This is a genomic window from Acinetobacter sp., assembly GCF_045628685.1.
In the GTDB taxonomy this organism is placed as follows: domain Bacteria; phylum Pseudomonadota; class Gammaproteobacteria; order Pseudomonadales; family Moraxellaceae; genus Acinetobacter.
This window is the reverse complement of the sequence record NZ_JAZQPV010000096.1, coordinates 37,061-56,596: the sequence shown is the minus strand read 5'-3', so window position 1 is coordinate 56,596 and position 19,536 is coordinate 37,061. Positions and strand designations below refer to the sequence as shown.

Here is a 19,536-nt window from a genome sequence, read left to right as displayed (position 1 = left end):
TTAAATAAAATTTAACGCATAGAAACAACAAGGGCGATAATCATCAGAATATCGCCCTTGTTTATGTTTGCTATAACCCCGTTTTGCATTTTTCTTTCGATCTACAAACACCTGGCTTTTGTTGACCTCGTGCATGTGTTTTGCCACAAAGTTGTTGATCACAAGCTCTGGCTGTTTATGTTGTTTCGCCATTTTATTCACCTTTTAAGTCAAGATTTTTTGTACTCTTTTCCACCAATTACGTGGGAAAGCGATCATATACCTTTTAGAACAGTTTACAAGCATATTTATGGGGATGGGTTTAGAGATTTTAAAGGTTAATTAAAAATCCTCTCCCTTGCATAGTAGACTGCTCAACTCTCGCAGAAAGAAGACTCCATTACTAATTCAATCCTTGATTTTATAACTTAATATTTTCTTCTATGAGGAGATGAAGAATCTCAAAATATATTTTGATTCCTCAAGGCAAAGACTCATTAAACCCAAGCTTATAAATACCCTCCCTTGGATGGAACATTTTATTTTTAAATCAAGACTAAGAAAGAAATTATAAATGGAAAACTCCTTCTCCTTTTTCAGCAGAGTGACAGCATTGCCACGCCAGAGAACGTGTGAGAGTTAAATTAAGATGCTAATACCCTTTCCAACAATTGCTCCACATCCACATATTCAGGATTCAACATACCCACCACTTGCCCATGAAAACCACTATAACGAGACTGGATAAATCCATTGACAACAAAATCGGGAGCGTGACGTTTCAATAAAACCGCTTGGGTCAAAATCACCAGGCGGCTCACCAAACCACGCCCCATAAACTGTAAATCATCAGGTGATTGATGGAACAACTTAAACAGGTTCGTTAGTTCATTTTGCAAGGTTTCATCTTGCATGGCCGTAGAAGCCAAATCTTGAAACAGTAGCTCGATAGATTCAGATTCACGCTGAATGGCACGTAATACATCCAGACACATCACATTGCCCGACCCTTCCCAGATGGTATTGACCGGCGCTTCTTTAAAAATACGCGCCATAATACCGTCGTCGACATAGCCATTACCGCCAAAAACTTCCATCATTTCACCAGTCAATTCGACTGCACGCTTACAAATCCAGAACTTGGAGGCCGGTGTCATGATGCGTTTCCATGCCAGAGCCAACGCATCATCAGATTCATAACAATGAGCTAAATGAAAACTTAATTGCATTGCCGCTTCAGTTTCCAAGGCTAAATCGGCCAGCACAGCACGCATTAATGGCTGCTCGGCCAAATGTTTACCAAAAGCCTTACGCTGACGGGTATAGGCAATACACTGCACCAGTGCCTGACGCAGCATGGCTGTACTACCCACGGAACAGGTCAGACGGGTGTAATTGGCCATTTCAATGATGGTTGGAATCCCGCGCCCTGCTTCCCCAATCATAATACCGCAGGCTTCCTGAAATTCCACTTCTGAACTCGAGTTGCTGCGGTTTCCGACTTTATTTTTGAGTCGCTGAATGTAAATCTTGTTTTTCGTACCATCTTCCAGCCAGCGCGGCACAAAGAAACAGGCCAAACCATCCTGCTCGGTTTTAGCGACGACTAAATGCGCATCGCACATCGGTGCCGAGAAAAACCATTTATGTCCTGTCAATAAATAAGCTTTACCACGACCTGACTCGGTAACTGGAATGGCAATGGTTTCATTGGCACGGACATCTGAGCCACCCTGCTTTTCAGTCATTCCCATCCCGAGCCAGATCGATTTCTTTTGAGCAATTGGCAAGTCACGTTCATCGTATTCGGTGGATAATAATTTTTGGCCAGTTTTGCTCCAAAGTTCAGGTTCACGTTGAATGAGAGGAATACTGCCTAGTGTCATGGAAGTCGGGCATAAACTGCCACATTCAACCTGCCCGCTTAAGTAAAAACGTGCTGCCCACTCCACCCATTTAGTAGGTGATTCCGCATGATTAAATGGATGAGCATGACTGTCGAACTTGCGGTTTAAAGCCATCCATTGATGCCATGCAGGATGAAATTCTACTATATCTTTACGGCGACCCCGGGCATCAAAGGCATGCAAAATGGGGGTGTGGGTATTGGCTAAACCGGCATATTGATAATATTCAGACGAACCGACCACTTTACCCATCTGTGACAAGGTGGCCTGATCCTGACTGCCATAACGGGACAAAATTTCCTGCAACACCAGATCTGTTTCAAACAGGTTGTAGGCTTGCAGTTCATCAAACTGGTTACTGATCCGATGGGTCATGCATGTATTCATCATCTATATTTCCTGCTTGTTGTTCTGGGCATTTCACTTCAGTATAGAGAAAAACCAAACACAGGATGTTCGGCTTTCTTAGATGAAAATTTCAGCAGTCCAAGCGCGTCGAAAACCACGTCAGTCCAGAGCCAAGCTGACTCAGGAAGCCTTGCAGGAAAGTTTTGTTCGGCTTTTGCATGAACGTGCTGCACCCGAGATTACCATTCGGGAAATTACCGATCTGGCCGGTGTCGGCTTAGGCACGTTCTATGAATACTTTTCAAAAAAGGAAGACTTGATCGCGCTGACCATTCACAGGCAGGTAAAACACAATGCCGAGAACTTAAAAAATTATGCACAAAATCTGATCAAGTTATCCGCAGATATGGCTTTAGAAAATTATTTAAAGCAGATTATTCATTATCAGATTCAGCAGATTCAGGCTCAGCAGTTCTTATGGGCGCAAACTTTTTTACTGGAACGACAAGTGTCGAGTCAGGATGCCTATCAAAAACATTATCAATTAATGACAGAACTCTGGAATGACATTCTGAAACCTTTTATTCAACCAGAACAGCTCCGACAACGCAGTGCATTAAACCTGCATCGCATCAGTTATGGATTCATTTCTCAAACCCTGCTTGTCAATATTGATTTCAAAGACTGGGATGATTTAACCCAAGATATTTTAGCCGCTGCACAATCTTTTATCGGCAATCTGAATCCGGCTGTGATTTCTCATAAGATGAGCAAAAAATCAGATATTTGAATGATCGAATATTCCTTTTACCAACAGCAGATTAATCCATTTGTTTTTATTGAGGCTCCGCTTTACAGTCTTTAACGATCAAGAACGTTGTTTATCTCTACTCATTTCCTCTTTAAGTTTTTAATTTTCATAGAAAATTGAATCTATTGGCAAATGACAGATGGACTGAAATGGCTATGCTGTAAGTCTGGATAAATAAAACGGTTAATCGCAGCTTTGAAACCGCAGCGTTGAAGTTCCATAACGCGAACGGTTCCCCCCTTGCTGCTCCTCCTGGAGAAACACAATGAGCCAAGACCCTAAAAAATGTCCCGTCTCCCACCTCACGACTGCTTTTGGTGCACCGGTTACGGACAACCAAAATAGTTTGACGGCAGGTGCACGTGGTCCGCTACTTGCCCAAGATTTATGGCTCAATGAAAAATTGGCGAACTTTGTCCGTGAAGTGATTCCAGAGCGCCGTATGCATGCCAAAGGTTCAGGTGCATTTGGTACTTTTACCGTAACGCATGACATTACCCAATATACCCGCGCGAAAATTTTCTCTGAAATCGGTAAAAAAACCGAAATGTTCGCCCGTTTCACCACCGTTGCAGGCGAACGTGGTGCAGCCGATGCTGAACGTGACATCCGTGGTTTTGCTTTAAAATTCTATACTGAAGAAGGCAACTGGGACTTGGTCGGCAACAATACCCCGGTGTTCTTCTTGCGTGATCCGCGTAAATTTCCCGACTTAAACAAAGCGGTGAAACGCGATCCAAAAACCAATTTACGCAGTGCCACCAATAACTGGGATTTCTGGACCTTGCTTCCAGAAGCCTTGCATCAAGTGACCATTGTGATGTCAGACCGCGGTATTCCAAAGTCTTACCGTTATATGCATGGTTTCGGTAGCCATACTTACAGTTTCATCAATGCCAATAATGAGCGTTTCTGGGTTAAATTCCATTTCCGTACTCAACAAGGCATTCAGAACCTAAGCGATGCTGAAGCTGCAGCCGTCGTTGCAGCAGATCGTGAAAGCAATCAGCATGATTTGTTTGATGCCATTGAAAAGAGCGATTTCCCGAAATGGAAACTGCAAGTTCAAATCATGCCGGAAACCGATGCTGAAAAAGTACCGTATCATCCTTTTGATTTAACCAAAGTCTGGCCACATGGGGATTATCCGCTGATTGATGTCGGTGAGTTTGAATTAAACCGCAATCCGGAAAACTTCTTCCTGGATGTTGAACAGTCGGCATTTGCACCAAGTAACCTGGTTCCAGGAATCAGTGCTTCTCCAGACCGTATGTTGCAGGCTCGCTTGTTTAACTATGCCGATGCGCAGCGTTACCGTTTGGGTGTGAATTATCAGCAGATTCCAGTCAATGCCGCGCGTTGCCCGGTTCATTCCAACCATCGTGATGGTCAGGGCCGTGTCGATGCCAACTATGGCGGTTTGCCGCACTACGAACCAAACAGCTTTAGCCAATGGCAGGAACAGGCTGAATACAAAGAACCGCCTTTGAAAATTTCCGGCGATGCAGCACATTGGGACTTCCGCGCAGATGATGCGGATTATTTCAGCCAGCCACGTGCCCTGTTTAATTTAATGACCCCTGAACAACAACAGGCATTGTTTAACAACACCGCGGGTGCGATGGGCGATGCGCTAGATTTCATCAAATACCGTCATATCCGCAACTGTTATGCCTGTGACCCTGCCTATGGCGAAGGCGTAGCAAAAGCTTTGGGCATGACTGTAGCTGATGCTCAAGCTGCACGCGCAACTGATCCAGGTCAAAACAATCCGGGCTGGCTTTAATTCTTTAATTTAAGCTCATAAAGAAACCGCCTTCGGGTGGTTTTTTTATTCATTTAAAAAGATATATTAAACAGAACTCGAAAAAGAAGTATTAAAAATGGAGCATAAAATTGAAGATATCATTCAGCAATATGACATCATTTTATTTGATGCCATTTGCGTGATTTGTAATGGCTGGGCCAAGTTTTTAATCCGACACGATAAACATGCAAAATTTAAACTGGTTTCTGCACAATCGCTTTTAGGTGAGGCAATTCTAAAATATTATGCGATGTCGACCGAGCATTACAGCACCATGCTGGTGATTAAAGATGGGCAACTTTATACCGAATCCACTGCACTGCTTAAAGTCATGCAGCATCTCGGGCTGCCATTTTCCCTGATGAATTCAGGCTATCTGATACCGCGTTTTATCCGGGATTTTCTTTACAGACGTGTGGCATTGAATCGCTATCAACTTTTTGGAACCACCGATAATTGCCTGCTTCCATCCGCTGAAAATAAAAGTCATTTTCTGGAGCACGCCATTCGTGAATCATAAGCTTCAGTTAGATCAACCCCTTCGACTGATTCAAATCACGCTGGCTGGACTTTGGATTTATCAGGGATTGCTACCCAAAATACTGTTTCAGTCGACTGCGGAAATCGCCATTTGGCAGAACATGGGCCTAGAGCTGCCTCTGGCAAAAATGTGTGTTGCGATATCTGGCCTGATTGAAATCATGTTTGGCTGTACTTTTCTGGTTTGGCAAAGAGCAGTCTTCATCCATCAGCTGAACATTGTCGGCTTGAGTGGATTATTACTGCTGATTATGCTCACAGATCCGATACAGCTCAGCACTGCATTTAATCCAGTGGTGATGAATACTGCCATGATTGTCATTTCAATGCTGGCCATTCAACTTCTAAAGCTCCGCACAGCAATCTGAAAAGATCAAACCACCAAACGCCGGCCTTCTCGCACACAATAAAACGGCGTCATCAATTTGGAAGTATTTTTCATCGCCACTTTTAAATCGATTTCAGGTTGCTCGCGACTTTCATCGGTCAATTGAAAGGTCCGATAATGAATCGCAAGCGAACATTTTGAATGTAAATCCTGATGCGCCTGAAAAGCCTCTTGCGGATTCATATGCATATAACTCATCAACTCGCGCGGTTCATAAGCCCCGATCGGTAATAGCGACACCCGAGGACGCCCCAGACGGCTTTGAATTTCTTTAAAATGCGGTGCATAGCCGGTATCTCCAGCAAAGAAGCAGTGATCTGCTCCAGCAAGCACTGAAAAACCACCCCAAAGTGCCCGATTATTATCGCGCAAGCCTCGACCGGAAAAATGTTGTGCCGGAGTATAAATGATTTTTAAATCATGCAATAAGGAGGACTGCCACCAGTCCATTTCCAGCACATGGAAACTTTTTGGCAAATACCATGAGTTACCCAGCCCGGTATAAATCGGCATGGCAAATTTGTCATGCAGCCAGTGTAAAGTAGCCAGATCCATATGGTCATAATGATTATGACTGAGCAGCACCGCATGGATGGTGGGTAACTCTTCTAAGGCAATCCCTGCAGGCATGACCCGTTTCGGACCTTTGCCCTGCTTGGGACTGACATATTCACACCACACCGGATCGGTGAGCAGGTTATACGGACCAATCTGTAACAGGACCGTGGCATGTCCAACAAACCACACTTGCCAGTCATCAATACTTGCCTCGGGACGATCTTGCGGAATCGCCCGTTTCGTGGCATGCAATTCAGCATATTCTTTATCAATATCCACATCCCAGGTCGATGACTTGCGGGTGAGTAACCATTTTATCAAGGCTGTACGACCACGCCCCGAAGGCCGGGGTAAGGCATTAAAGAATCTTTCACCATCATAATGATTCGAATGCATAAATTGAAATGAAGGCTGACGCCAGGTATGGGACCAGCATTCTTTAGTCGGGAGTCGAAAGTGTAATTGCTCGGGCTTTTGCATCATGTACATTCAATTTCTTAGTGTGACGTAAACATTCAAAATCCGATATTTTGAATGTTGCGACATATATATCATGTTTTTTATTCCAAACGTCCTTTCATACGTTCCAACCACACTTTTTTAGTTTGCGGTTTAATAAACAATGCCACAATTTCAGGATGAATCTGTTTAATTTTCGCTTCAATTCTGTTGACGCAGGCTTCGATGTCATCTGAACTTAAATTGTCTTCAAATTCCAGACTGAGTGATGCAAGTACCTGATGAGCACCCATCTGTTCAGTCAATACGCCATTGGCAGAGAGTACAGCGATATCTTCCTGGGCAATCAGCAAGATATTATTACGCAACTCGGGAGCTGCTGTTTCACCCAGTAACAAGCCCTTGGTTTCTCGTCCCAGTAAAATAGCCGAGACCGCCAATACAATCCCAATCAGGATAGAAGCGACCCCATCCAACTCGGGAATATTTAACCTATGTGCCAGATAAATCCCGATTAAGGCAATGAACAGACCACATAAAGCTGCGGTATCTTCAAACAATACGGTAAAAGTGGTCGGGTCTTTACTGCGTCTAAAAGCCTGAAAATAACTTTCCTTGCCTTTAATTTTACGGAAAGCTTTTAAGGCGACCAACCAGGAGGCCCCTTCACAAAGAATTGCGACAATTAGGATTACATAATTAATGGTGGGATTGAGCATTTCTTCAGGATGGCGCACATGTTGTATGCCCTGATAAATAGATACAATTGCACCTAGTGCAAACACCATCAATGCAACAATAAACGCCCAGAAATATAGTTCACGCCCATAGCCAAAAGGATGTCTGGAGTTGGCGGGCTGTTGCGATTTTTTCATGCCGTAAAGTAGTAAAATTTCATTTAGCGTATCGACGACCGAGTGAATCGCTTCACTGAGCATGGCCGAACTATTGGTAATATATGCTGCGACGAATTTGACCAAGGCAATCGCCAAATTGCCTGCCAGTGCAGCATAGACCACCACTTTATTTGAATCAGACATTCAAATTTGTCCTAAATTTATTCTTATCAAATAGCTTTATTTGATTTTTCTCTATATCCAATTTTCATATTAACCAAACTGCACTGATAAATTCTTTACATTTTGTTGTTGCATGCTTTAAACGGCGAATCGTTAGGCAAGACCCATCAGCACATCCCGGTAATGACATCAGATTTAGCCATTCAATTTTTAAGACGAAGAACCACTGTAAAGCTGATACTGATAAGCATCTCTAACCGATTTTGCATTTCAAATTTAAGAGTGAAAAAAGAAAATCTGAGCTTGCTTTTTCAATGTTCAAATTCTCGATTTAAAGTTTGGAAAAATACTGCTCGCGCCATTCTTTCCAGAAATACATCACAATCCCAAACATTACCACTGCAATGCCGATGAAAGCATTCGCGCTGATATGCTCAAGATTTAAGGTTGCACCCAGCACCAAAGCAATGATGGGTGTCATCACATTACTCAGCGACACGGTAGAAGCAGCCAAACGGCGAATCAGCCAGAAGTAACACAGCATCGCCACAATGGATGACATGATCATGGTAAACACAAAACTGATGATGGTTTGCATACCCGGCATTTGAGTCGGCATGTGTTGCCAGATAAAGGGCAACAAACACAAGGAACCGAGGGCTGAAATGATCAAAGAGCCGGTGGCTTGGGACATTGGACTTAAAGGTGCATTGATCTGCTTTACCCAAAAGATCGAGCTGATATAGGACACCATACTGATCAGCATTAAGACCACACCAATCGGATTGATCTTGCTGTCTGCTGAATCGGCAAAAACAAAGCTTAAACCGGAAACGGCAATCGCCATACCCAGCCATTGCAACCAGACCAGCTTATGGGTTTTTAAAATCACATGTCCAATCAAACCTGCAATCAGCGGTGAAAAACCAAAAATCAGTGCCATTAAACCCGAGGTCAGGTAATTGGCTGCAAGATAGATAAATAGCTGAGCGCCAATTAAATTCAAGCTCCCTGCGAGGTAACTTTTCATGGAAGTCTGGTCAAATGGCAAGGGATCATGCATCAGCTTCAATAGAAACAGCGCAATGACGGATGCCCCGAAGTAACGGATCAGCAACACCCACATTGGGTGGACTTCCTGCACACTCCAGACAATCGCCAGAGGTGTAGTTGCCCAAATCAAGACTAGTAAGGCATAAATACTTGCCGTCACCAGCATGGGAGATGAATTTGAATTCATAAATGGCTCAATTTGATTTTGCAATAATAGATAAGACTGCCAATCGCTTATTTCCCATTATCGACAGGAGGTCAAAAGTGACAAGGAGGTTACCCGCTGATCTGGGGTATATGGACACACCCTCAAACAATCAGAAGATTTTTGTTACCTTGCGCCATATATGGCTCATCTTTTAAAAGCCAAATATATCTGCACAAACACATTTCTAAATCACCAAGCCAAGGATAGTCATAACAAGGAAGCAAAAGACGTAAAAAAACAGACCTATGCAAAACATAGGTCTGTCCAAAGATATCTTAATAAAACTTAAGCAATTTTGCGTAAATCTTGTGCCAAATCTAAATGTTTTTCAGCTTCAAAAGCAGTATTTTTGCTGATCATTTTTTTCAAATGACGCATTTCTTTCGCAGCATTAACCGTAATACCGGCAACGATTTGACCATCCGTCACACCGTACATCACAAATGAATTGTCTGCGCCTTTGGCTACATCCATTTCACCGCGAACCAGCCATTGCTCTGCTGCCATATCACCCACGAACTGGAAGTTAATGTCCAGTTGATCCGTCCAGAACCAGGCTGGATTGGCTTTTGGATGTTCAACACCCATCACGTGACGCGCAAAAATACCAGCTTGCAGGTTGGCATTTTCCCAAGTTTCGACACGGCGGTGATTACCACAGTCACGAATTTGAGTGGCTACATCACCCGCTGCATAAATGTCAGCATTTGAAGTCTGGCAGTTCTCGTTGACTTTAATCGCAACGTCAACATCCAAGCCAGCATCGACTGCAAGCTGGGCATTTGGCACGATACCAATACCGTAAACCACAGCATCAGCACGAAGTTCTTCGCCATCAGCCAAAGTTACCACCACTTCTTCGCCATCAAGTCGGCAACCGGTAATCTGGGTTGAAAGACGAACATCTACCCCTTTAGCGCGGTGTTGTTCAAGCAAGAATTCACTGAGGATACGTGGTGAACAACGCCCCATCACCATTGGACCCATTTCAATCACAGTCACATCGCAATCTTTGAAACGTGCAGATGATGCAAGTTCAAGACCGATCACACCACCGCCGATCAAAATTAAACGACGACCGGCTTGAAGTACAGGAACCAGCGCTTGAGAATCTTCAAGGTTACGCAAGGTATAAACGTGTTTGCCCAAAGCATCGAAGGTTGGTAAACGACGTGCTGCACCACCAGTTGCAAGAAGCAGCTTGTCGTATGCAACCACATCACCGTTTTGCAGTTCAACCGTTTTCGCAGTCGCGTCAATTTTTTTAACGCCATTGCCACGGATAGTTTGCACATTCAAATCTGCCAGTTTTTGTTCTGACAGGATTTCTATTTTGGTGTCTTCAGGTTTAAGAATTACATCTTTAGACAAAGGTGGACGTTCATAAGGCAGATGGGTTTCATCGCCTACAAGAATAATTTTACCTTCATACTTGTTGCCACGAAGTTCTAAAATAGCGCTGGCACCGGCTTGACCTGCACCTACAATAACGATGGTTTCGATGTTACTCATGTGCTTTACCCTTTTAATTCTGCAGATACAATGCCGAAGCCCGCAATCCATTCACTGATTGCTTCATAGACCTGCGTGGTCATTTCGTATTCGCCTAATTCAGAAAGTGCTGCAAATGCCGCAATCCATGAACGAACTTCCTGACCACCACGGCCACCTTCACGGCGAATTTCTGCTTCAGTCATGGCTTCAATCGCTGCGAAATTGGCATTCTTGAAAGTTTCAAGCAATGCAATATCCCATTCAGCATTTAAAGGCACGGCTACAGAGGTATCCCCTGCTGCCAGCTTTTGACCGACTGCAATAATTTTTTCCTGACGTGCTGTACGTGCTTCAGGACTAGGATTACGACCACAAATCAGGAATTCTTCCACTGCAGGTGGAACTGAGCCCATTTGTGGTGTCGGTGGATCATGTGAAAGACCACCAGTTCCTAAAATAAGAACACGTTCATTTTCAAGATTTAAAGATTTGATAAACTGGCCAATCGCACGACCTAAAGCTACGGTACGCTTGGTGGTTGGCATAGGTGCTGCTGCACCATTAATAAACACCGGAATCGTTGGATAACGATCGAGTTGACCACCGCATAGGAAATGCAAAGGTTGAGTCACGCCATGGTCGGCCTGCATGCGGTAAGAATAAGCAACATCTACACCTTCATCCAATACGCGGCGCACAAGGTCAAGTGCAGTATCTTCAGGCACGTTAATCTTGTTATTCTCTGCACCATAATTCCAATCCCCTGCGGCTGTGGCACGAATACCCACGCAGAAACTTGGCATTAAGTCGTAAAAGAAACCGTTAAAATGGTCGGGTCCAAAAGTAATAATTAAAGTTGGATCAAAGGCTTTGACTTCAGCTGCCATTTTATCAAACGCGGCACGAACATTAGTTTCCTGCTCTGCACGTTGTGGCGAAGCAAATTCCATTAATGGGCTGTGTGAAGCACAAATAAGTTTAACGGCCATGGGGGACTCCTAAACGGAAGGCAGCCAAAAGGCTGCCGAGTATAGTTCTTTGTATTTAAACGATTTAATCTTTTAAAGACTTAGTCTTCAAAGAAGCCTGCACGCGGTTGACGCAAACCACGAATACCTAAACCACATTCAGCATTAATTAAAACACCGGTCAATGGACGGTTATTGGCACGAGACGCCAGCAATACATAAGAACCCGTCATATCTTCAGGTTCTGGTAAGAAATTCAACGGCATGCCACGGGCAATTTTCTCGGGATCACGCGCATCCAGCAGACCAAGATTTTCCTGACCGAGCGATGCCGCACCTTTGATATTCACGTTCATGCCTGATGGGGCAACTGCATTAACGCGTACTTTAGGTGCAAGCTCGTAAGCAAGCTCTTTCATGATGCCCACACCGGCATGTTTAGATGCGGTGTAAACTGGACCACCACCGGCTGAATACAGCGCAGAGTTTGACAATGTGAAGATGATTGAACCTTCAGATTTCACTAACTCGTCCAGCGCAGCTTTGGCACCAAGAATGAGGGACTTGGTGTTAATGCCCATGATTTCATCAAAGGCTTTTTCCAGCTGCTCGCCAGAGGTATTCACGATATCAGCGTAATGATCCCAGATACCGGCATTACCCACGAAACAGTCAAGCTTACCAAAACGCTCAACGGTGGCCTGAACAGCACGGACATTGTCTTCATAGTTGGCAACATCACCAGCGATCGCAAGAACTCGACCACCAAAGTGTTCATTTAAAGCATCGACTTTCGATTGTGAACGCTGAAGAACCGCAACTTGTGCCCCTTCTTCAAGAAAACGTTCAACCAAAGCCCAGCCTAAGCCTGAACCGCCCCCGGTAATAAGTGCAACTTCGCCTTGTAGCCAACCCATGATTACTCTCCTGCCATTTCTACGAACAATTGACCATCTTCAACAATCACAGGGAAAGTCTTGATTGGATCAGTTGCAGGTAGACATAAAGCTTCACCTGTTTTCAAGCAGAAACGTGCTGAATGCAATGGGCATTCAACCGTACCGTCATCTTCAAGATAACCTTCAGACATAGAAGCATTACCATGTGAACAGCGGTCATTCATGGCGAAGAACTCTCCGCCATTGTTGAACACTGCAAGTGCCTCAATACCGTTTACACCGCAATCTACTTTTAGCGCTTCGCCTTCGTCCAATTCGTCAACTTGGCAAACAAAAATCTTATTCATTAGAAAAATACACTCAGGTTATGTGAGTTATAGGTCACTTGATCTAACGTAATTTTACGGTTGAAGATCTGGAAGCCCAGATCACTTTCAACTTTACGGATCTTGTCGTGACGCTTACCACAGTAAATCGTTACGTCTTTCTCTTTTTGCGTACGGTATAATAAATACGTTACGTACACATCGTATTCGCCTTCAACTTCAGTCGGCTCTACAATCACGTTGCTCACCATGTGAGTGGTGCGTGATGGAGGCTCTTCAGCCCATGCCATACCGGTTTCAAGACGCGCAACACGGCGTTCGAGCAAGTCTTTGGTATCGTTAAACACCCAAGTCGTCGGTGGTTCAACCGAACGGCGACGGTCACGGGTTTGTGCATTTGGCGTGGTACGTAGCGTGTAAGAAATGTCTTCTGCCAACATGTCCAGCCAATCGCGGAATTTCCAGTCGTCTAGTGCTTTGCCTTCACGATAGAGAAACTGACTAATTTGATGATGAAGTTCTAAACTGATCTGACTCATTTCATTAGCTCCTTCTCGTATTCGTCAGCTGCTTTCTCTACGTCTTCCCATTTTTCATGGATCAACAAATCTGCCCAACGGCGGTATAAACCACGTGCTGCAGTTTCAGAGAAAATGTAGTTGGTAATCCCAGGGATACCATCTTCACGTTTTTTCTCGTTACCCAAGCCCATTTCCATAATGAGTTTGTTGTTACGTGCTTTATAACCACGTAATACTTTTTGAATCTCAATCCAATTCTCAGAGTCGTCTTGCTCTAGGAAACCGGCAGGACCAAAGGCACGCGTTGCAGAACGTTCGAACGCTTCTTTCACTTCTTGCGAAGCTTCAGCATCGGCAATACAGAATGCCCACACTTCAGTTTTGTTTGGACCACGCGGGTGCCATACACGAAGTGTTGCAGTACCGTTTAACCAAGACATGGTCGGGAACATGTTGTTGTGACCGGCAAGACGAAGTGCACGCGTTTCGCCCAGACGTTCTTTTACTTCTTCATACGTTTCACGGAAGTAATTGGCAACTTCACCATCGACCCAAACGTTAGCGTCTGGTTTTTCAGTAAAGAAGAAGCCTGAACCATGACCACGTGAACCGTACTGGATCGCGTCTTTAGCGGTTTCCCAAACTGGACGGGCCGTTTGTGCAGCACCTAATTTTTTCGATGATTCGTCATCTGGTTTTGCACCCAACACCTGAATTGCAGATGCGTGAGAGAACAATGCATGATATTGGTCAGATGCAAACTGTTCAGCTGCAAATTTCCAGTTACAATCGATTTCCCACTTGTGCACACCACCGATGATTTCAGTGCCACCTGGACGGCGGTCTAAAACGCCATCAAGATACCAAGCAATATCACCCATGTACTCGATTAAATCTGGTGTGGTTTCATCCCAACAAGCAAAGATTAAGCCCTTGTAAGATTCAACACGGTTTACTTCAACCAAACCCCATTTCTCTTTGCATGCGCCTTGCGGGAAGGCACGCTCTTCTAATGGAATGTCTTTGAGTGAACCGTCAATACCGTAAGACCAGCCATGGTATGGGCAAGTGAATGCACGCGTATTACCACAGTCTGCGAAGCTCACACGCATAGAGCGGTGACGGCACTGATTTAAAAATGCTTTGATTGAGCCATCTTTTTGACGGGCTACAATAATCGGATCTTCACCCATATAGGTATTGAAGAAATCGCCCGCTTTAGGAATTTGGCTTTCATGACAAAGGAATAACCAAGTACGACCAAAAACGCGTTCAAGCTCTAATTCATATAAATCTGGATCTGTGTAGATATATGGCGAGATACGACCATTTTGTGCATCGACCAAAGCATCGATTTCGCGCACATCAATTTTTCCACTCATGAGAAGCTCTCCTGTGACGTACTCTGTCACAAAGTAAATAGACTCAACTTTTAGTGGATAATGGTTTTATAGTGGCTTTTAGTGAAATATTTTTTTTGTTTCAATTAAGATATTTTAGAGATTAGTAGCAGACATTTTTCTTATATTAAAACGATCATGAAAAATTCAAGACCATTTATTTTCTAAATGGCAGAATCAACTTCACGCCATAGTTGTTTATAGATTATACTCTTCATAAATTATAGTAAGACATTTTTTGGATTACTCACTGGACTGGTTATATGGAATTACGACATCTTCGATATTTTATCACCGTTGCAGAAGAACTGAACTTTAGTAAAGCTGCGTTAAAGCTGTATACCGCCCAACCATCTTTAAGTCAGCAAATTAAAGACCTTGAAGAAGATGTAGGCGTACAACTGCTTTATCGTACCAAGCGAAAAGTTGAACTCACGGAAGAAGGTGCAGTATTTCTCGAACAAGCCCGTTTGACACTGGCACAGGCAGACAAAGCCATTGCTATGGCGCGTCAAGTCTCCAAAGCCAAACAGCAAATGCTGCGTATTGGCTTTGTACCCGTTGCGGAAATGAAAATTTTCCCTTATGTATTACCAAATTTACGTGTACAAAACCCTGATTTAAAAATTGAATTGCTTAGCTTAAACAATACTGAGCAAATGAAAATGTTGAAAAAAGGTGAACTGGATGTCACCTTTACCCGCCACAACTCCAATAGTGATGAAATAGAAAGTTTATTCGTTTTACGCGAACCACTGATCTTCATTTTGCCAGAAAACCATCCTTTGGCGAAGTATGAGCGCATTCCGGTAAAGGCATTAAATGGAATCGATTTTATTATTCCGGCTGCTGAACAGTCTCTGACGCTACACAATACGATTCAGGATTTTGCCAAAGCCAATGGCATTGAATTCAATATTGTGCAAAAAGCCGACAATATCTTGTTTAATATCAACTCGATTGGTATGGGTTTAGGCTGCACAATCCTACCCGGCTATGTAGCACCCTTGACCATGAATAATACTGTGATTCGCCCTTTGGATGTGGAGCTTCCTTACCTCGACCTGTATGTCAGTTACCATAAAAACAGTAGCTCTGTGGCAGTACAGAAATTTATTGAATTACTGACCCGTGTGTTTTATCTGAATATCAATCGCGATTGATCAGTTTTTTACAACTTTACTTTTGAAATTGAGTACACCATTATTTCCCTGATAAATAATGGTGTCTTTTTTTGCACTATTTTGATTATTTTTTCACCACATTAGACGGAAGTCTTATAAAAAAATACCCTTTTAAAGCGCTATATTATGGAAAATAACGTATAACTTCTGTTTTACTCATTTATAAAAATATCTCATAATCATAAAATTACAACTTAAGTCTAATAAGCCCAACACAATTTTTTTTTAAATATTTGTAAAAAATAATAACACCTATAGGCAAAATTATGAAAATTCAACCGCTGCATGGTATAAAAACCGGTATTCGATACCATCCATATTTCTTTTTTACTTTCCCGGCAATCGCTATTTTCTATTATTTTTTACATTTTCTAACACAATGGGCTTGGTCTACCTGTCTTTTAATTGGCTGGAATATAGCGATCTATAGCTATTTATTCTTAACCCTAGAAAAATTATGGCGTACACCACATACCCAGATTTTGCAGCGTGCCCAACAACAGGATGCAAGTAAATGGCTGATTCTATTTTTAGTGATCCTAACTTTGGTCATGTGCTTTATTGCTATCGTGATTGAAATTAATCATTCCTCCCCTAATTCCTCAATTCTAATAGGTCACTTAAGCTTGTCCATCCTGACTCTGGTTTCTGCCTGGTTTTTTATGCATACCATCTTTGCCATTCATTATGCGCATGACTTTTATCTGGCATTAGAAAGACATAAAGATGGAGGGTTGGATTTTCCAAAAACTCCTGAACCGGCTTATTCGGACTTTTTGTATTTCAGCTATGTCGTAGGAACTTCAGCGCAAACGGCAGATGTTTCAACTACCAATCAATCCATGCGGATATTAAATACTTTACACCTGCTGTTGGCCTATGGATTTAACACCACGATTCTAGCCATCAGCATCAATGTTACAGCCAACTTTATTAGTACTTAACTATGAGAGTATCTAATGATGAATACCTAATTAAAGGCATAAAAAAGGATGACTCTTGTCATCCTTTTTTGATTCAAACTGTGTGATTAAACACCACGAGCTGTTAAATAGTTTTTAATTACAGTGTTGAATTCGTCAGATTTTTCAACTTGAGACCAGTGACCACATTGGCTGAAAATATGTGCATCAGCATGTGGAACAATGTTCAAGATGTCCCATGAACGAGACACAGGAATTACCACGTCTTGTACGCCATGAATTAGAAGTACAGGAATTTTGATTTCTTTCATTTTTTCGAAATCAAGCGGAAATTCAAAACGGTCACGGTCACGTGCGCCCACAACGTCCATTAGACGGTCAGAAGCATAGTCGTTTTTCGCAGAATCAAAACGCACTTTAACCAGTTCATCTGTGATCAAGTCTTTGTTCACGACAAACATAGATAGGGTTTTCTTGATCCCTTCCTCAGTAAGCACTGGATTTGCATGCGCTTTAAGTGCAGCAGTCTGTTTCGCACCGCCCGTACCCATAGACACGATACCCAAAACACGTTCAGGGTAATCCAGTGCCATTTGGAAAGCGAGCCAACCACCTAAAGAGTTACCCACTAACCAGGTTTTTTCGATACCTAAAGCATCTAAAGTACGAACTGCATGATCAACCCAAGCGCGGATACCATAAGCAGTGCCCGGTGCAACTACACTTTGACCATAACCAATGGTATCAATTGCGATACAACGTGCTTGCTCACCAATTTGTGGCAAGTTTAACCACCAGTTTGCAGCAGCAGATACGCCTGTACCTGAACCGTGTAAGAATAGAATAGGTGTACCTTCACCAATTTCGTGGTAATGCGTCAACTCGCCTTCAGCAGTTTCAATCCATTTGTCTTCTAAGCCAAAGAATGGATCTGTTTGATAGTCAGGGATTTGAACAGTGCTCATATTGATTCCTCTTACAGTCTTTAGCTTGCGTGTCCCTCTATTACAAGAATTCGACGTCAAGTTGACTCATTAAAATGACTTTTTACACCTTTATATTAACCGTTCACCATCAGCAAACTGATACAAAATTACGATCAAAACCTATAAAAAAACGATTATTTATGTCTTTGTTTTTAATTAAATTAAAATAAAATCATAGCTATAATCTGCTGAAGGTATTTCAAGCCAAAATATTTTGAAGGTAAAAAAAAGAGCGACTGATCAACAGCCGCTCTTTTTTGATTCAATGATTTAGAACTTATAAGTATAGGTGGTTGCTACACGATACTCTTTAAGATCAGATTTATAATCGAAGTCAGCATCGATATACATCGCCTGGAAGCCTAAGCCTTTCAACTGACCTTCAGGCACTGTGTAGTTCACGATTAAGTTAAGCTCATCTGAATCTTGGTTTTTCTTACCATTTGCTTCAGCATCAAAGCCCATCATGTACACCGCAGTAGCATTTAAGCCTTTTGCACCCAGTTCAGAGAAGTCATAACCATAAGTTAAACCTACTGATTTCTCATCAACAGCAGTGAAAGTCGCAACACCCCAGTTTACAAGATAAGGCTGTGGCACCCAGCCGCCCAATGTAGGGAATGCTGAATCACCAAACATTTGCTGATAGCCCAAGCCTACTGTGTGCGCACCATGATTAAGTTTAGTGCCTAGTGATAAAGCTTGGTTATCAATGTCGCCATATAGTTTGTTACCTGATTCTGAGTTATCAAAGTAACGTGCATGGCTGGTGAGTTTGGTTTTTTCACCTAATGTTGTGCTGTGATTTAAACCCACATAGTGTTGCTGGTAAATATCTTGAACATTTGCATACCAGTAGCTCGCACCAATCTCTTTATTGAATTGATGATCTACTCCGGCAATCCACATTCCATCAGAAGCTTCACCATTATCGTAATACTTTTTGCCCTTAGCAGGTGCAAACAAGGTTAAGTCACGGAACTGGTTGTCATAACGGTTATTGATCTTATCAATATATGCCAAGGTCAATTTGGTATCTTTAATGTCTTTAGATTCTAACCACGCACCGCTAAAAGTCGTCAGCAACTGACGCGATGGATCGAAGACCAGTACTGGAGATACCGGTAACAGCTCACCCACTTTTAATTCAGTTTGTGAAACTTTGGCTTTTAAAGTCGCGCCCACTTTACCGAAGTTGTCTTTGGATTCTTTACCGTCATGCGGTAAAACGAAGTCGGCATTTTTATCGCGGCCATTCAATTTAAATGCGTGCTGTACCAAAAGGTCTGCACCCACTTGAATGCCAGCGCCGATATCCTGATAACCCGATTTTGCATCCAGGGTAATGCCTTGAGACCATGAACCCCAGTTATTTTGTGGAAGATCCGCATACTGACGGTCTAAATAAAAGTTTTTAAATTTTAATTGGACATTACTGTCGTCAATAAATTCTGCATTCGTTGCAGTTGTACCTAATGCTAGAGTCGCAGCACAGATGGCTTTCCATAAAGTTTGACGACGCATGGCCTATTCCCAGTAATCAAATTAAGCTATGACGCCATCATGCTCAACAATACAGCCAAAAAAAATCAGACCAGAGTATTAAGATTCAGGGCATGCATCCGGCTTTTTTGTTTTTTAAGATTCGCCATCAACGATTTTTAAGAACTTTAAACAATAAGATATTTGCGCTTTATTTTATGGCATTATTTTTAAGCCCTTGTTGCAGTGCCTATTTTTAAGAAAATTTCACTTTTT

The 19,536-nt window shown here is 42.7% G+C and carries 19 protein-coding genes; 6 read left to right on the top strand and 13 right to left on the bottom strand.

Features of this window, described 5'->3' with window-relative positions; genetic code table 11:
* Entirely contained in the window at positions 1-192 is a 192-nt protein-coding gene (locus tag ACKI4H_RS12830; protein WP_407306315.1) for a hypothetical protein, read from the bottom strand.
* 431 nt (positions 193-623) lie between these two features.
* The gene (locus tag ACKI4H_RS12825) at positions 624-2,273 is read right to left on the bottom strand and encodes an acyl-CoA dehydrogenase family protein (RefSeq protein WP_407306409.1); all 1,650 of its coding nucleotides are present in this window, start codon (positions 2,271-2,273) and stop codon (positions 624-626) included.
* 82 nt (positions 2,274-2,355) lie between these two features.
* Between ACKI4H_RS12825 and ACKI4H_RS12820 the strand changes: the two genes are divergently transcribed.
* From ACKI4H_RS12820 to ACKI4H_RS12805, 4 genes are all read left to right on the top strand, one after another.
* A complete protein-coding gene (locus ACKI4H_RS12820; RefSeq protein WP_407306313.1) occupies positions 2,356-3,024 on the top strand; it encodes a TetR/AcrR family transcriptional regulator in 669 nt (222 codons plus the stop codon).
* A 286-nt stretch (positions 3,025-3,310) separates the two neighbouring features.
* Entirely contained in the window at positions 3,311-4,831 is a 1,521-nt protein-coding gene (locus tag ACKI4H_RS12815; protein WP_407306311.1) for a catalase, read from the top strand.
* Between the two features lie 97 nt (positions 4,832-4,928).
* Positions 4,929-5,372, top strand: coding sequence for a thiol-disulfide oxidoreductase DCC family protein (locus ACKI4H_RS12810; protein ID WP_407306309.1), 444 nt, complete (start codon positions 4,929-4,931; stop codon positions 5,370-5,372).
* Complete coding sequence (locus ACKI4H_RS12805; protein WP_407306307.1) at positions 5,362-5,760, top strand: DoxX-like family protein; 399 nt, start codon at positions 5,362-5,364, stop codon at positions 5,758-5,760. Before ACKI4H_RS12810 ends, ACKI4H_RS12805 begins: the two co-directional genes overlap by 11 nt.
* 5 nt (positions 5,761-5,765) lie before the next feature.
* On the opposite strand, the gene ACKI4H_RS12800 is transcribed toward ACKI4H_RS12805, so the two are convergent.
* The 9 genes from ACKI4H_RS12800 to hcaE all read right to left on the bottom strand — a co-directional run bounded on the left by ACKI4H_RS12800 (position 5,766) and on the right by hcaE (position 14,667).
* Entirely contained in the window at positions 5,766-6,818 is a 1,053-nt protein-coding gene (locus ACKI4H_RS12800) for an MBL fold metallo-hydrolase (protein ID WP_407306408.1), read from the bottom strand.
* An 80-nt stretch (positions 6,819-6,898) separates the two neighbouring features.
* Positions 6,899-7,837: a cation diffusion facilitator family transporter gene (locus ACKI4H_RS12795; protein WP_407306305.1), complete on the bottom strand. Its 939-nt coding sequence runs from the start codon at positions 7,835-7,837 to the stop codon at positions 6,899-6,901.
* Positions 7,838-8,147: 310 nt separating this feature from the next.
* Positions 8,148-9,056: a DMT family transporter gene (locus ACKI4H_RS12790; RefSeq protein ID WP_407306303.1), complete on the bottom strand. Its 909-nt coding sequence runs from the start codon at positions 9,054-9,056 to the stop codon at positions 8,148-8,150.
* Between the two features lie 306 nt (positions 9,057-9,362).
* Complete coding sequence (gene hcaD, locus ACKI4H_RS12785) at positions 9,363-10,589, bottom strand: 3-phenylpropionate/cinnamic acid dioxygenase ferredoxin--NAD(+) reductase subunit (protein ID WP_407306301.1); 1,227 nt, start codon at positions 10,587-10,589, stop codon at positions 9,363-9,365.
* A 5-nt stretch (positions 10,590-10,594) separates the two neighbouring features.
* Positions 10,595-11,560 (bottom strand): 3-carboxyethylcatechol 2,3-dioxygenase, encoded by a 966-nt coding sequence (locus tag ACKI4H_RS12780; RefSeq protein ID WP_407306299.1) that lies wholly within the window; start codon positions 11,558-11,560, stop codon positions 10,595-10,597.
* A gap of 80 nt (positions 11,561-11,640) precedes the next feature.
* Positions 11,641-12,456 (bottom strand): 3-phenylpropionate-dihydrodiol/cinnamic acid-dihydrodiol dehydrogenase, encoded by an 816-nt coding sequence (hcaB, locus tag ACKI4H_RS12775; RefSeq protein WP_131316083.1) that lies wholly within the window; start codon positions 12,454-12,456, stop codon positions 11,641-11,643.
* Between the two features lie 2 nt (positions 12,457-12,458).
* The gene (gene hcaC / locus ACKI4H_RS12770) at positions 12,459-12,785 is read right to left on the bottom strand and encodes a 3-phenylpropionate/cinnamic acid dioxygenase ferredoxin subunit (protein WP_067722172.1); all 327 of its coding nucleotides are present in this window, start codon (positions 12,783-12,785) and stop codon (positions 12,459-12,461) included.
* Positions 12,785-13,303, bottom strand: a complete 519-nt coding sequence (gene hcaF, locus ACKI4H_RS12765) for a 3-phenylpropionate/cinnamic acid dioxygenase subunit beta (protein WP_067722174.1) — start codon at positions 13,301-13,303, stop codon at positions 12,785-12,787. The genes hcaC and hcaF overlap by 1 nt, the downstream gene beginning before the upstream one ends.
* A complete protein-coding gene (gene hcaE, locus ACKI4H_RS12760) occupies positions 13,300-14,667 on the bottom strand; it encodes a 3-phenylpropionate/cinnamic acid dioxygenase subunit alpha (RefSeq protein ID WP_407306296.1) in 1,368 nt (455 codons plus the stop codon). The genes hcaF and hcaE overlap by 4 nt, the downstream gene beginning before the upstream one ends.
* A 281-nt stretch (positions 14,668-14,948) precedes the next feature.
* Between hcaE and hcaR the strand changes: the two genes are divergently transcribed.
* Positions 14,949-15,848, top strand: coding sequence for a DNA-binding transcriptional regulator HcaR (gene hcaR / locus ACKI4H_RS12755; RefSeq protein WP_407306294.1), 900 nt, complete (start codon positions 14,949-14,951; stop codon positions 15,846-15,848).
* A 287-nt stretch (positions 15,849-16,135) separates the two neighbouring features.
* Complete coding sequence (locus ACKI4H_RS12750; protein WP_407306293.1) at positions 16,136-16,813, top strand: DUF1345 domain-containing protein; 678 nt, start codon at positions 16,136-16,138, stop codon at positions 16,811-16,813.
* Positions 16,814-16,899: 86 nt separating this feature from the next.
* On the opposite strand, the gene ACKI4H_RS12745 is transcribed toward ACKI4H_RS12750, so the two are convergent.
* Together ACKI4H_RS12745 and ACKI4H_RS12740 are read right to left on the bottom strand one after the other, a co-directional pair.
* Positions 16,900-17,757 carry an alpha/beta fold hydrolase gene (locus tag ACKI4H_RS12745; protein ID WP_407306291.1) on the bottom strand — a complete coding sequence of 286 codons (858 nt, stop codon included), beginning with the start codon at positions 17,755-17,757 and terminating at the stop codon, positions 16,900-16,902.
* Between the two features lie 291 nt (positions 17,758-18,048).
* Positions 18,049-19,302, bottom strand: a complete 1,254-nt coding sequence (locus tag ACKI4H_RS12740; protein WP_407306289.1) for an OprD family outer membrane porin — start codon at positions 19,300-19,302, stop codon at positions 18,049-18,051.
* Between the last annotated feature and the right edge of the window lie 234 nt (positions 19,303-19,536).

Coding starts and splice junctions, on each gene's coding strand:
- ACKI4H_RS12800 (WP_407306408.1), bottom strand. CDS start 6,818: ATGCAAAAGCCCGAGCAATTACACTTTCGACTCCCGACTAAAGAATGC.
- ACKI4H_RS12790 (WP_407306303.1), bottom strand. CDS start 9,056: ATGAATTCAAATTCATCTCCCATGCTGGTGACGGCAAGTATTTATGCC.
- ACKI4H_RS12825 (WP_407306409.1), bottom strand. CDS start 2,273: ATGAATACATGCATGACCCATCGGATCAGTAACCAGTTTGATGAACTG.
- hcaD (WP_407306301.1), bottom strand. CDS start 10,589: ATGAGTAACATCGAAACCATCGTTATTGTAGGTGCAGGTCAAGCCGGT.
- ACKI4H_RS12780 (WP_407306299.1), bottom strand. CDS start 11,560: ATGGCCGTTAAACTTATTTGTGCTTCACACAGCCCATTAATGGAATTT.
- hcaC (WP_067722172.1), bottom strand. CDS start 12,785: ATGAATAAGATTTTTGTTTGCCAAGTTGACGAATTGGACGAAGGCGAA.
- ACKI4H_RS12815 (WP_407306311.1), top strand. CDS start 3,311: ATGAGCCAAGACCCTAAAAAATGTCCCGTCTCCCACCTCACGACTGCT.
- hcaR (WP_407306294.1), top strand. CDS start 14,949: ATGGAATTACGACATCTTCGATATTTTATCACCGTTGCAGAAGAACTG.
- hcaF (WP_067722174.1), bottom strand. CDS start 13,303: ATGAGTCAGATCAGTTTAGAACTTCATCATCAAATTAGTCAGTTTCTC.
- ACKI4H_RS12740 (WP_407306289.1), bottom strand. CDS start 19,302: ATGCGTCGTCAAACTTTATGGAAAGCCATCTGTGCTGCGACTCTAGCA.
- ACKI4H_RS12830 (WP_407306315.1), bottom strand. CDS start 192: ATGGCGAAACAACATAAACAGCCAGAGCTTGTGATCAACAACTTTGTG.
- hcaE (WP_407306296.1), bottom strand. CDS start 14,667: ATGAGTGGAAAAATTGATGTGCGCGAAATCGATGCTTTGGTCGATGCA.
- ACKI4H_RS12795 (WP_407306305.1), bottom strand. CDS start 7,837: ATGTCTGATTCAAATAAAGTGGTGGTCTATGCTGCACTGGCAGGCAAT.
- ACKI4H_RS12750 (WP_407306293.1), top strand. CDS start 16,136: ATGAAAATTCAACCGCTGCATGGTATAAAAACCGGTATTCGATACCAT.
- ACKI4H_RS12820 (WP_407306313.1), top strand. CDS start 2,356: ATGAAAATTTCAGCAGTCCAAGCGCGTCGAAAACCACGTCAGTCCAGA.
- ACKI4H_RS12810 (WP_407306309.1), top strand. CDS start 4,929: ATGGAGCATAAAATTGAAGATATCATTCAGCAATATGACATCATTTTA.
- ACKI4H_RS12745 (WP_407306291.1), bottom strand. CDS start 17,757: ATGAGCACTGTTCAAATCCCTGACTATCAAACAGATCCATTCTTTGGC.
- hcaB (WP_131316083.1), bottom strand. CDS start 12,456: ATGGGTTGGCTACAAGGCGAAGTTGCACTTATTACCGGGGGCGGTTCA.